This window comes from Stappia sp. WLB 29, assembly GCF_023507705.1.
GTDB lineage: Bacteria > Pseudomonadota > Alphaproteobacteria > Rhizobiales > Stappiaceae > Stappia.
In genome coordinates this window covers 684,099-696,930 of sequence record NZ_JALBGD010000001.1, presented here as the reverse complement: position 1 = coordinate 696,930, position 12,832 = coordinate 684,099, and the positions used below count along the sequence as shown (strand labels likewise).

Here is a 12,832-nt window from a genome sequence, read left to right as displayed (position 1 = left end):
TCTGCCTTCCTTTGGTCATTTGGAGAGTAAAAGGTGCGGTCTTCCGCGACTGTAACCGATACGCATCGCATGCAGGCGCGGATCCCCCTTGCGCCATACTATGATCGTCGCGAATCGCAAATGATCACACTGCCATGCCCAGAGGATCGGGACACTGCTGAAACGCCTCATACATCGTGACACGCCGTTGCGAGACGTGCTGCATCGCAAGCCCCGGCGGCGGCTGCGCACCTATGTGTTGGCGGTTCTCGGCGTCCTGTTGCTGGCGGTGGTCGGCAGCCTGATCGTTACCTTCGGCAGCGGCCCGGTTTCCCTGCCCTATCTGGCGCGGATGATCGCCGAGCGCGCCTCGATCCCCGGAACGAAGCTGCAAGTCGGGGCGGTGACGGTGGACCTGTCCGAAGGCCTGCCGCCCAAGGTGGAGCTGCACGACCTTACGATCGAGGTGGATGCGGACAGCGATCTGTCGCTGCATGTGCCTCGCGTTTCCGCGCCACTCGATGCGGGTGCGCTGGTGACCGGGGACCTGCATCCGGGCGAGATCCGCCTGGAACACGCCAGGCTCAAGATCGCACGTGTCGCGCGGTCGGCATCGTCCAGCGAGATCCCCGACATGGCCGTGGTCGCCGAGGCAGCCGACCGCACCGCCCGGCTCGCCGTGGCGCAACTGGCGCGGCGCGGCATCGCCCGCATCGAGCTGGTTTCGGCGGAGATCGTGCTGGAAGGCGAAAAGACCTACCGCATGCGCGGCATCGATGCGGAGCTGACGAGGGCGGCCGACGGAACGCTGCAGGTCGACGCGGAGATTGCCGGCCGGCTCGGCCAGTGGAAGGCCAAGGCGAGCCGGTCCACCGACGCGGAGACCAGCGAAAGCCTGATACGCGTCGATGTCTATGACGTCTCCCTGGGCGAGTTCGTGCCCATCGACGCCTCCGTGGGCGCGGGCAAGGGGCTCGGCATTCCGGTGCGCGGGCGCCTCGACGTGACGGTGGATGCGGAGGGTAATTTCGGCACCACGCGGGCCGGTGTCATCGTCTCGCCGGGCTGGATCAAGAGCGGCCGCACCGTGATCGGCTTCGACACGATCGACGTCCAGCTCTACTGGGAGGCGGGAACACCGGGCTTCCGCATCGTTCCGTCCAAATACGAGAGGGGCAATACTTTCCTTCCCTTCGAAGGCATCGTCGAGCCGCCGCGCGAATGGCAGGAGGCGTGGTCGTTCCGTGTCCTGTCGCGCGATGCCCGTATCAGTCCCTCCGACGTTCCGGGGCCGCCGTTCGCCATGGAGACGTTCCTGGCGGAGGGGCGTGCCAACCTGGACACCCGGGAGATCCATTTCGACAAGCTGGTACTGCGTTCCGGTACGGCGGACATGGATGGGGCCGGCTCGCTGCGCATCGGCGAGGACGGCCCCTACATGGCGCTGGCGGTCGAGAGCGGCGCGATGTCGGTCGCCACGCTGAAGCGGCTTTGGCCTATCACGATGATCCCGCCGGCCCGCGCCTGGGTGATCGAGCATGTCGTGGACGGGAGGATCGAAGGGGGGCGAGCAACCGTGTCGCTGCGCCCGCCCGCCTTCGACATAGAGGACGAGGCGCCGGGTTGGTCCGGCGACGACGTGCAGGTCGACATCGCCTTCTCCAACCTCAGCCTCAGCACGGTCGGCACCGTGCCGGTGGCGCAGGGTCTGTCCGGCCGCATTCAGGTCGCCGACGAGGTGCTGACGATCACCTCGCCGTCCGGCGTCATGGTGGCGCGGCCGGGCGAGCAGATCGCCATCAGCGACACCGTGTTCCAGGTGCCGGACATCCGCGAGAGCGGAGACAAGACCGGCGTCCTGAAACTGACCGCAAAAGGCCCCGCCAAGTCGCTGGCGACGCTTCTGGATGCCGAGCCCTTCACGGTGCTGACGCGCAACGACCTTGCGCCCGACGATGTGGCGGGCTCCGGCGAGATGACGCTCAACGCCACCTTCGCGCTGGTGAAGGACGTGCGGGTCGACGATGTCGACTGGGATCTCGCCGGATCGCTCAAGGGCTTTTCCAATGCCCGTCCGATCCGCGGCCACAAGCTGAGCAATACCGACCTCACCTTCGCGGTGGACGAGGGAAGCCTGTCGCTGAAGGGGCGTGGCCGGCTCGACGGATTGCCGGCCAATCTCGATCTGGTCGTGCCGTTCGACAATGCCAATGGCGAGGCCGTCGTCGCCCGGCAGGGTGTGGTGATCGAGGTCACGGCGGAGCAACTCGCCGAACGCGGCATCGACATTCGCGGCTTCGTAAACGGCCCCCTGAAGCTGTCGACCGAGGAGACGGATGCCGGCCAGTCCTACGAAGTGGACCTGACGCGGGCCTCCATCGAACTGGCCGAAGTGGGATGGAGCAAGAGCCCCGGTGTTGCCGCGCGCGCCGTCTTCCGCATGAATGAGGCAGACGGCCGCCGCGAGATCCGCGGCTTCCGCCTCACCTCCGAAGGAGTGGAAATCGAGGGCGGCATCACCCTGACCTCGTCCGGCGATCTGGAGCGGGCGGAGTTTTCGCGGTTTGCCTTGCGCACGAGCGACGACGCCAGCCTGCGCCTGTCCAAGCGTGGCCGGCAGATCACCGTCGACCTGCAGGCGACGCGGCTCGACGCGCGCGGTCTGATCGCCAGCATGAGCGCGACCAGCAAGGGCGGAGCGACAGACAAGACCGCGCTCAAGATCACTGCCGAGGTCGGCCAGCTGATCGGCTTCAACGGTGTGACCTTGTCCGGCGTGTCGCTTGCCATGTCGAAGGACGGCGGCGAGTTGCGCGCCCTCGATCTGTCCGGCTCTTCGGGCGGCAAGTCGATCTTCCAGGCGAAACTGACCGGGGAGGGGGCCGGGCGCGAACTGGCCGGTACGTTCCAGGACACCGGTGCGATCCTGCGCTTTGCGAATCTCTACGACCGCATGCGCGGCGGTGTCGGTCTGCTGTCTATCACCATGCCGACGGCAACCGAGTGGACAGGCCGCTTCAAGATCAAGCGGCTGGCGATCACCGAGGACCCGGCGATCCGCGAGCTCGCGCGCAGCCCCGGCGTGCTGGAAGCGCGCGATCCGCGCCGGCAGCAGCTGATGGCAGCGGCCGAACGGGGCGGCGAAGCGACGTTCAGCGCGCTGGACCTGGAGTTCCGTCGCAATGGCGACCTGCTGACGATCACCGACGGCACGCTGGCCGGGCCGACCATCGGCGGTACGGTGTCGGGCAATGTCAATCTGGCGGCGCGGTCTCTCGACATGACCGGCACGTTCGTGCCGGTCTTCGCGCTCAACAACCTGTTCGCCAAGATCCCGATCCTGGGCTTTGCGCTCGGCGGCGGCTCGGACGAGGGTCTGATCGGCGTCACGTACCGGCTGACCGGCTCGCTGGCCGAGCCGGTGCTGACGGTCAATCCGGCCTCGGCCATGGCGCCGGGCATTTTCCGCAAGATCTTCGAATACCGCTGAGGGGCGCTCCGAAGAAAGATAAAACTCCGGGCGCGAGCGTCCGGGGTTTTGCAGTCGTCCGGAAAGATGGCCCGAGGCTCAGATGGCTCTCAGCAGCACGTGCTTCTTCTTGCCGAGCGAAAGCTTGATGACGCCCTCGTCCACGAGATCGGACGTGCCGAGCACGCGCTTCTCGTCCTGTGCCACCACGTCGTTGACGCGAAGGCCGCCGCCCTTGACCTGGCGCCGCGCCTCGCCGTTGGAGGCGCACAGGCCGGCAGTGACGAAGGCTGCCAGCAGGCCGAGGCCGGCGTGGAGTTCGCCGCGGGCGATCTCCACCGTCGGCAGGCCCTCGGCCAGCGCACCTTCCTCGAAGGCACGGCGTGCGGTCTCGGCCGCTTCCTCGGCAGCCTTGCGGCCGTGAAGGATCGCCGTGACCTCGGTGGCGAGCACCTTCTTCGCCTCGTTGATCTCCGAACCGCCGAGCGCGGCAAGGCGGGCGATCTCGTCCATCGGCAGCACCGTGAACAGCTTCAGGAAGCGCTCGACGTCGGCATCCTCGGTGTTGCGCCAGTACTGCCAGAAGTCATAGACCGACAGCAGGTCCGCATCGAGCCAGACCGCGCCCGAGGCCGTCTTGCCCATCTTCGCGCCCGACGAGGTGGTCAGCAGCGGCGAGGTCAGCGCATAGAGTTGCTGGGTGCCCATGCGATGGCCGAGATCGATGCCGTTGACGATGTTGCCCCACTGGTCGGAACCGCCCATCTGCAGCCGGCAGTCGTAGCGCCGGGCCAGTTCGACGAAGTCGTAGGCCTGCAGGATCATGTAGTTGAATTCGAGGAAGGACAGCGACTGCTCGCGGTCGAGACGGGTTTTCACGCTGTCGAAGGACAGCATCCGGTTGACCGAGAAGTGGCGGCCGACGTCGCGCAGGAACTCCAGGTAGTTGAGCGGGCGCAGCCAGTCCGCGTTGTTGATCATCAGGCCGCCGCCGAGCGGGCCCTTGTCGTAGTCGATGTAATTGGAGAAGGCGCGCTTGATCGAGGCGATATTGTCCTCGATCATTTCCACGGTCATCAGCTTGCGGGCCTCCTCCTTGAAGGAGGGGTCGCCGACCATGCCGGTGCCGCCGCCCATCAGCGAGATCGGCCGGTGGCCGGTCGCCTGAAACCAGTGCAGCATCATGATCTGCATCAGATGGCCGACATGCAGGCTGGATGCGGTCGGATCGTAGCCGATATAGGCGGTGACCGTCTGAGTCCGCAGGAGATCGTCGAGCCCGCTTTCATCCGACATCTGGTGGATGAAGCCACGCTCGCTAAGGGTCCTCAGGAAATCCGACTTGAATCCGGTCATCTTGCCAATCTGCATCTTGTGGTGACGTGAAATGCGCCCCGAAAGGGCCCGCATTTCTTAGCCGAACTCGTTGCCGAGATCACGGAGAAATCAGGTTGCCGGCAGCTGCCATGCAAAAAGCGCAAGCGCGCCGGACCGCACAACTGCGGACAAAAAAACGGCCGGACAAGCCGGCCGCTGTGAAGTTTTGCGGGTCGAGGCCGGGCGAGGGTTGGGTCGCGCCGACATCGAGACCTCGATAGCAGGTGCGGGTGACGCGGCAGTGACAGGGAGGCGAGCCTTCCAAAACAAAAAAGCCCCGCGGAGGCGGGGCTTTTTCAATTCAGAACTCGTGGAAAGCGGCTCAGAGAGCCTCTTCCTCGCCAGCCTCGGCGTCGGCCTCAGCGGCCTCCTCGCCCTCGGCATCCTCGTCCTCGTCCTCTTCGAACTCGAACGTGTCCTGCTCGCGGGCGGTGAGGTCTTCGCCGCGCGCCTGACGCTCGGCCTCATCGGCGGAGCGGGCGACGTTGAGCGTCACCGACACCTCGACCTCAGGATGGAGGACGATCGCGACTTCGTGCAGGCCGATGGTCTTGATCGGACGGTCGAGGCGAACCTGCGAGCGGGCCGAGGAGAAGCCACCTTCGGTCATCACGTCGGCGATGTCGCGGGTCGACACGGAACCGTAGAGCTGGCCGGTCTCGCCAGCCTGGCGGATGACCGTGAAGGTCTGGCCGTCGAGCGTCTTGGCGACCGACTCGGCCTCAGACTTGCGCTCCAGGTTGCGAGCCTCAAGCTGCGCGCGCTCGCTTTCGAAGCGCTGCAGGTTGGACTTGGTGGCGCGCAGCGCCTTGCCCTGCGGCAGCAGGTAGTTGCGCGCGAAGCCGTCGCGCACGCGCACCACTTCGCCCATCTGGCCGAGCTTGGCGACGCGCTCGAGAAGAATGATCTGCATTGTCGTGATCCTTTTCGTCTGTCCCGCGTCTTGCGCGGTTAGGGACGGCCGGCGAGCCGGCCTGTCCCAGCCGATTGGAAAGCCGTGATCCTTACTTGATCACGAAGGGCAGCAGGCCGAGGAAACGGGCGCGCTTGATGGCGCGCGCGAGCTCGCGCTGCTTCTTGGCGGACACCGCGGTAATGCGGCTCGGCACGATCTTGCCGCGCTCGGAGATGTAGCGCTGCAGGAGGCGGATGTCCTTGTAGTCGATCTTCGGCGCATTGGCACCGGAGAACGGGCAGGTCTTGCGACGGCGGAAGAAGGGGCGGCGCGTCGGCAGCTGTGCGATATCGACCATTGCGTTAGCTCCTTATTCTTCGTCGAAGCGGCGTCCGCCGCGGTCGCCACGATCACCGCGATCGCCACGGTCACGGCCGCCGCGATCACCACGGTCGCCGCGGTCACCGCGATCGCCACGTCCACCGCGACGGTCGTCGCGGTCGCGCTTCTGCATCATCGCGGACTGCTCTTCCTCGTGCTCCTCGACGCGCAGCGTCATGAAGCGGAGGATGTCCTCGTTGATGCGCATCTGGCGCTCCATCTCGGCCACGGCGGCCGGGGAGGCGTCCAGGTTCATCAGCGTGTAATGAGCCTTGCGGTTCTTGTTGATGCGGTAGGCCAGCGTGCGCAGACCCCAGCTCTCGACCTTGCCGACGTTGCCGCCGTTGGTGGAGATCAGGGCCTTGTACTGCTCGACCATCTGCTCGACCTGCTGGGCCGAGACGTCCTGGCGAGCCAGGAACACATGCTCGTAAAGCGGCATGAGGGTGCCTTTCTTTCCGTTTCGGTTCCCGGAACCCGGCGCTAAGCCTCTTCGAGCCTTCAAGAAAGGCGGATCGAAGCAACTTCGAAGGCGGAGACACGGGAAGACGGACGACACTTTGCCGACCTGCCCGCCTGTCGCCTGCCTCTCTTCATTCAAAGAGAAGCCGGCATGCAGCAGGCCTTCCGTTCAGCCCCCGGCCAGAGTTCCGAACGAAGCGTGGCTTATACACCAGTTGCGCGGCTTCGCAAGGCGGAGCGGAGGGATTGCGCGTGTTTTTTCCATGCTCCACCTTGACAGTATGTGCCTAGGACGTCTCTTTGCGGCACATTTCGAGACAAGACGGACGGGCAGACGCGAATCCGGCCGCGCAAGGGATGTTGGAGCCAGCGCCAATGAGTATCGCATTCACGTTTCCGGGACAGGGCAGCCAGGCTGTCGGCATGGGCAAGGACCTGGCCGACGCTTTCGCCGAGGCTCGGGCGGTGTTCGATGAGGTGGACGAGGCGCTGGGGCAGAAGCTCAGCGACATCATGTGGGCGGGCACGCCCGAGGAGCTGACGCTGACGGCCAATGCCCAGCCGGCGCTGATGGCGGTGAGCCTGGCGGCCATGCGCGCGGCCGAAGCGCGGGGCCTCGACCTTGCCTCCGGCGTTGCATATGTGGCCGGCCATTCGCTGGGCGAGTATTCGGCGCTGGCCGCCGCCGGCACGCTGTCGATCGGCGACGCGGCGCGGCTGCTGCGGATTCGCGGCACGGCGATGCAGCAGGCGGTGCCGGTGGGCGAGGGGGCGATGGCCGCTCTTCTCGGCCTCGACTATGCCGAGGCTGCCGCGGTCGCCGAGGAGGCCGCCCAGGGCGAGGTCTGCCAGGCCGCCAACGACAATGCGCCGGGCCAGGTGGTGGTCTCCGGCCACAAGGGAGCCGTCGAGCGGGCCATCGAGATCGCCAAGGGCCGGGGCGCCCGCCGCGCGGTGCTGCTGCCGGTGAGCGCGCCGTTCCACTGTGCGCTAATGCAGCCTGCCGCCGAGGCGATGGCCGCCGCCTTCGAGACGGTGACATTCAATGCGCCGGCCGTGCCGCTGGTCGCCAACGTGCTCGCCGGCCCGACCAGCGATCCGGACGAGATTCGCCGCCGGCTGGTGGAGCAGGTGACCGGGACCGTGCGCTGGCGCGAATCCATCGAGTGGATGGCCTCGGCCGGTGTCGACACCGCCTACGAGATAGGCACCGGCAAGGTGCTGACCGGCATGGTCAAACGCATCGCCAAGGACATGACCGGCGTCGCGGTCAATTCGCCCGACGACATCGCGGCCCTGCTGGAGCGGCTGGCCTGAACGCAAGGCGCGCATCGCAAGACGAGGATCAAAGACCCATGTTCGACCTGACTTCCAAGACCGCGCTCGTGACGGGCGCAACCGGCGGCATCGGCGAGGCGATCGCCCGGACCCTGCACGCCCGCGGCGCCGCCGTCGCGCTGTCCGGCACCCGCGCCGAGAAGCTGGAGGCGCTGGCCGCCGATCTCGGCGAGCGCGTGCATGTGCTGCCGGCCAACCTGTCCGATCGGACGGCGGTCGATGCCCTCGTGCCGGCCGCCGAAGCGGCGATGGGCCAGCTCGACATCCTGGTCAACAATGCCGGCATCACCCGCGACAACCTCTTCATGCGCATGAAAGACGAAGAGTGGGACGACGTCATCGAGGTCAACCTGACGGCCGGCTTCCGCCTGTGCCGCGCTGCCGTGAAGGGCATGATGCGCCGCCGCTACGGCCGCATCATCAACATCGCCTCGGTGGTCGGCGTGACCGGAAATCCGGGCCAGGGCAACTACGCTGCGGCCAAGGCCGGCCTCATCGGCATGGCCAAGTCGCTTGCGCGCGAGGTCGCCTCGCGCAACATTACGGTGAACACGATCGCGCCCGGCTTCATCGAGACCCCGATGACCGACGCGCTCAACGACAAGCAGAAGGAATCGATCCTCACCACCGTGCCGGCTGGCCGCCTCGGAAAGGCGGACGAGATCGCTGCGGCGGCGCTCTACCTCGCCAGCGAGGAAGCCGCCTACGTGACCGGCGAGACGCTGCATGTCAATGGCGGTATGGCCATGATTTGACTTGGCAAACCCGACCGCTTCCGGCCCTGCGGAACAGGCGTTCCGCGGGGCCGTGCGGCGGCTGGTCAAGCCCTATAAAGTGTGTTAGGAACCCGCCGGCCAGCGAACCCGTTCACGAATGATCGGCGCTCGGGCGCGGCCAGTCCGGCCGGCCGTGGTCGCCGGATCGGACATGGTGCGGGCTGGATCCCATTCGCCTCGTTCCGGTGCCGAGCTCCGGAGATCGGGTACGAGGTGCGGCGCTGAGCGCTGAACTAGCGAAAACCGTTGGAAGCAACTGAGGAATTCTGAAATGAGCGACATCGCGGATCGGGTAAAGAAGATCGTTATCGAGCACCTCGGCGTCGATGCCGACAAGGTTACCATGGAGGCGAGCTTCATCGACGATCTGGGCGCCGACAGCCTCGACACCGTTGAGCTGGTCATGGCTTTCGAGGAAGAGTTCGGCGTGGAAATCCCGGACGATGCCGCCGAGACGATCCTGACCGTCGGCGACGCCGTGAAGTTCCTGGAAAAGAACGCCGGCTGATTCAGTTTTCCGCATCGGGCGGGCTTCGTGTCCGCCCGACGCGCCAGATACAGGTTCATGATGAGGCGAGTAGTCGTTACCGGCCTTGGCATGGTCACGCCCCTGGCGTGCGGTGTCGAGGAGAGCTGGTCCAGAATTCTCGAGGGCAGGAGCGGAGCCTCCCGCATCAGCCATTTTGAGGTCGACGATCTCGCCTGTCAGATCGCTTGCCAGATTCCCCGCGGAGACGGGTCGAACGGAACCTTCAATCCGGACGACTGGATGGATCCGAAGGAGCAGCGCAAGGTCGACGAATTCATCATCTTCGGCATGGCTGCCGCCGAACAGGCGATCCGTGACAGCGGCTGGTCCGCGAAGTCGGCGGAAGACCAGAATCGCGCAGGCGTCCTGATCGGCTCCGGTATCGGTGGTCTGCAGGGAATAGAGGCCACGGCCCATGTGATGCGCGACAAGGGTCCCCGGCGCATCTCTCCCTTCTTCATTCCCGGCCGGCTGATCAATCTGGCCAGCGGTTACGTGTCGATCCGCCACGGTCTCAAGGGACCGAACCATGCGGTCGTCACGGCGTGCTCGACCGGCGCCCATGCCATCGGCGACGCAGCGCGGCTGATCGCGCTCGACGACGCCGACATGATGGTGGCGGGCGGTGCCGAATCGCCGGTCTGTCGACTGTCGCTGGCCGGCTTTGCCGCCGCACGCGCCCTGTCGACCGGCTTCAACGACCGCGCCGAGGCGGCTTCGCGTCCCTACGACAAGGACCGCGACGGCTTCGTCATGGGCGAGGGCGCGGGGGTCGTCGTGCTCGAGGAGTACGAGCGCGCCAAGGCTCGCGGCGCGAAGATCTACGGCGAAGTGGTCGGCTACGGCCTCTCGGGCGATGCCTATCATATCACCGCTCCGGCCTCGGACGGCGATGGCGCCTATCGCTGCATGCAGGCAGCGCTCAAGCGTGCCGGCCTTGCCCCGGCCGACATCGACTATATCAACGCGCATGGCACCTCGACGCCGCTCGGCGACGAGATCGAACTCGGCGCGATCCAGCGTCTCGCCGGCGACAGCGCCGCGCGGCTGACCATGTCGTCGACCAAGTCGTCGACCGGTCACCTGCTCGGAGCCGCCGGTGCCATCGAGGCGATCTTCTCGCTGCTGGCGATCCGCGACAGCATGGTTCCGCCGACGATCAACCTCGACAACCCGTCCGTCGAGACCGAGATCGATCTGGTTCCGAAGACGGCAAAGCGCATGAACGTGGATACGGCGCTGTCGAACTCCTTCGGTTTCGGCGGCACCAATGCCTCGCTCGTTTTCCGCAAGGTCGCGGCCTGACAGGACTTCCTGCGCCGGTGGCGAGCGGGTTTTCCTCTCGCGACCGGCGAAGCCGATCCCAAGTTGCGCCGGGCGGAGCGATCCTTCCCGGTTTGGCCATAATTTCGGGCCAAGTGGCATGTCCATTGCCTCGATCAAAAGGACCGGACAGGACAGATGACCGAGACGCCAGGCCGAGAGACCGACAACGTTTCCTCCGAGAGTTCTCCCAAGGACGAGGGCGCTCCGTTTCGCCCCCATCCCAAGAGCCCGCGCGAAGCGATTCAGCCGGAGCAGGCCCCACCGCCGCCGCTGCGTTCGCGCCATGTCCGCAATCCTCTCGTCATCGTCGTCAATGCGCTGCTGTCGCTGGCCGTGCTGGTGGTGATCGGTACCGGCGCGATTCTCTACTGGGGCAAGGCCGAGTTCGACGCGCCAGGCCCGCTCACGGCGGAAAAGACGGTGGTCATTCCCTCGGGCTCCGGACTGCGGATGATTGCCGACACGCTCGAGAACCAGGGCGTCATCGAGGATTCCAACGTGTTCTGGGCCGGCGTGCAGGCCTACAAGAATGCCGCCCGGCTGAAGGCGGGCGAATATGCGTTCGCTCCCGGCGTCTCGATGCGCCAGGTGATGGACGACCTCGTCGGCGGCAAGGCTGTCTATCATACGGTGACCGTGCCGGAGGGCTGGACGAGCGCGCAGATCGTCGCCCGGGTGCGCGAGCATCCGGTGTTGACCGGCGAGTTGGACGAAATTCCGCCGGAAGGGGCGCTGCTGCCCGAGACCTATACATTCACGCGCGGCACCACCCGGGCGCAGATCATCCAGCAGATGAAGGACGCGCAGACCAAGGCACTGGCCGACATCTGGAACCGACGTACGGAAGGCCTGCCGGTGGAAACGCCGGAGGAACTGGTGGTGCTTGCTTCCATCGTCGAGAAGGAGACGGCGCGGGCCGACGAGCGGCCGCGCGTGGCCGGCGTCTTCGTCAACCGCCTGCGCCAGGGCATGCGCCTGCAGTCGGATCCGACCATTCTTTACGGCCTTTACGGCGGCGAGGCCTGGCTGCAGGACCGTTCGGCGATCACCCGCTCGGAGCTCGACGCCCGCAATCCCTACAATACCTACCAGATCGACCGGCTGCCACCGGGCCCGATCGGAAATCCGGGGCGCGCGGCCATGGAGTCGGTCGCCAATCCCTCGCGCACGAAGGACCTCTATTTCGTGGCTGACGGTACCGGCGGTCATGTCTTTGCGGAGACCTACGAACAGCATCAGCGCAATGTCGCGCGCTGGCGTCAGGTGGAGCGCGAGCGTCGCGAGCGCGAGGAACAGGGTGCGCAGGGCGGAGCCGCCAACGGAGGCAGCGGCGGCTAAGCCGGACGCCCTGATTGTTGCGTGATTCCAGACCTGTGGGGGCAGTTTCGCAGATGACACTTTCGCTTTGCAGCATGACCGGCTTCGGCCGTGCCGACGGTGCCTTCGGGGCTGCGCGGTGGACGTGGGAGCTGCGCTCGGTCAACGGCAAGGGGCTGGACCTGCGCATGCGCCTGCCCGGCGGGCTGGAAGCGTTGGAAGGCTTCTGCCGCGAAGCGGCGGGGCGTCGTCTCACCCGCGGTAACGTCACCATAGGGCTCAGCTATCAGCGCAGTCAGGGCGAGGCGGTGCCGCAGATCAACGAGGCGGCGCTGGATGCGTTGCTATCGGCGCTCGACACCGTGCGCCAGCGTCTGCCCGATGCGGCGCCCGTTGCCCTCGATGGTATCCTATCGCAGCGCGGCGTCATCGAATGGAAGGAGCCGGAGGAAGATCCGGCGGAGCGCGAAGCGCTGATCGAGGCGCTGAAGGCGTCGCTGGAAAGCGCGCTGGAGGAGCTTGCCCGCATGCGCCGCAACGAAGGCGCGGCCATTGCCACGGTCTTGCGCGGCCAACTGGCGACGATCGCCGAGCTGACGGGCCAGGCGGAAGCTGCGCCCTGCCGGGCACCGGAGGCGATCCGGGCACGGCTCGCAGCGCAGGTCGAGGCGCTCATGGGCAGCAGTACGGCGCTCGATCCGGCGCGGCTGCACCAGGAGGCAGCGTTGCTCGCCACCAAGGCGGACATTCGCGAGGAGCTGGACCGGCTGGTAGCCCATGTGCAGGCGGCGCGCGAATTGCTGGATGCAGGCGGCCCGGTCGGCCGGCGGCTCGATTTTCTCGCGCAGGAGTTCAACCGCGAGGCCAACACGCTCTGTTCCAAGTCGAACGGCACGGAGCTGACGGCCATCGGGCTGGAGCTCAAGACGGTCATCGACCAGATGCGCGAGCAGATTCAAAACCTTGAATAACAGAACCAACGG

General features: G+C 66.3%; 11 protein-coding genes. 7 read left to right on the top strand and 4 right to left on the bottom strand.

Annotated features, from left to right (window positions below; genetic code table 11):
- The first annotated feature begins 196 nt into the window (after positions 1 to 196).
- Positions 197 to 3,469: an AsmA-like C-terminal domain-containing protein gene (locus MNI96_RS03210; protein ID WP_249690305.1), complete on the top strand. Its 3,273-nt coding sequence runs from the start codon at positions 197 to 199 to the stop codon at positions 3,467 to 3,469.
- A gap of 78 nt (positions 3,470 to 3,547) precedes the next feature.
- Here the strand turns inward: MNI96_RS03210 and tyrS are convergent, their stop codons facing one another.
- The 4 genes from tyrS to rpsF form a co-directional block, all read right to left on the bottom strand.
- Entirely contained in the window at positions 3,548 to 4,804 is a 1,257-nt protein-coding gene (gene tyrS / locus MNI96_RS03205) for a tyrosine--tRNA ligase (protein ID WP_249690304.1), read from the bottom strand.
- 343 nt (positions 4,805 to 5,147) lie between these two features.
- A complete protein-coding gene (gene rplI, locus MNI96_RS03200) occupies positions 5,148 to 5,738 on the bottom strand; it encodes a 50S ribosomal protein L9 (RefSeq protein ID WP_249690303.1) in 591 nt (196 codons plus the stop codon).
- A gap of 91 nt (positions 5,739 to 5,829) precedes the next feature.
- Entirely contained in the window at positions 5,830 to 6,078 is a 249-nt protein-coding gene (rpsR, locus tag MNI96_RS03195) for a 30S ribosomal protein S18 (RefSeq protein WP_029057383.1), read from the bottom strand.
- A 12-nt stretch (positions 6,079 to 6,090) separates the two neighbouring features.
- The gene (rpsF, locus tag MNI96_RS03190) at positions 6,091 to 6,543 is read right to left on the bottom strand and encodes a 30S ribosomal protein S6 (protein ID WP_249690302.1); all 453 of its coding nucleotides are present in this window, start codon (positions 6,541 to 6,543) and stop codon (positions 6,091 to 6,093) included.
- 395 nt (positions 6,544 to 6,938) lie between these two features.
- On the opposite strand from rpsF, the gene fabD reads away from it, so the two are divergent.
- From fabD to MNI96_RS03160, 6 genes are all read left to right on the top strand, one after another.
- On the top strand, positions 6,939 to 7,880 hold the full coding sequence (gene fabD / locus MNI96_RS03185) for an ACP S-malonyltransferase (protein WP_249690301.1): 942 nt from the start codon (positions 6,939 to 6,941) through the stop codon (positions 7,878 to 7,880).
- A 38-nt stretch (positions 7,881 to 7,918) separates the two neighbouring features.
- Entirely contained in the window at positions 7,919 to 8,656 is a 738-nt protein-coding gene (gene fabG / locus MNI96_RS03180; protein WP_249690300.1) for a 3-oxoacyl-[acyl-carrier-protein] reductase, read from the top strand.
- A gap of 292 nt (positions 8,657 to 8,948) precedes the next feature.
- Positions 8,949 to 9,185 carry an acyl carrier protein gene (locus MNI96_RS03175; RefSeq protein ID WP_067215792.1) on the top strand — a complete coding sequence of 79 codons (237 nt, stop codon included), beginning with the start codon at positions 8,949 to 8,951 and terminating at the stop codon, positions 9,183 to 9,185.
- A gap of 60 nt (positions 9,186 to 9,245) precedes the next feature.
- Positions 9,246 to 10,511, top strand: coding sequence for a beta-ketoacyl-ACP synthase II (gene fabF / locus MNI96_RS03170; RefSeq protein WP_249690412.1), 1,266 nt, complete (start codon positions 9,246 to 9,248; stop codon positions 10,509 to 10,511).
- A gap of 156 nt (positions 10,512 to 10,667) precedes the next feature.
- Positions 10,668 to 11,870: an endolytic transglycosylase MltG gene (mltG, locus tag MNI96_RS03165; protein ID WP_249690299.1), complete on the top strand. Its 1,203-nt coding sequence runs from the start codon at positions 10,668 to 10,670 to the stop codon at positions 11,868 to 11,870.
- A 53-nt stretch (positions 11,871 to 11,923) separates the two neighbouring features.
- A complete protein-coding gene (locus MNI96_RS03160) occupies positions 11,924 to 12,820 on the top strand; it encodes a YicC/YloC family endoribonuclease (RefSeq protein WP_249690298.1) in 897 nt (298 codons plus the stop codon).
- The last annotated feature ends 12 nt before the right edge of the window (positions 12,821 to 12,832 follow it).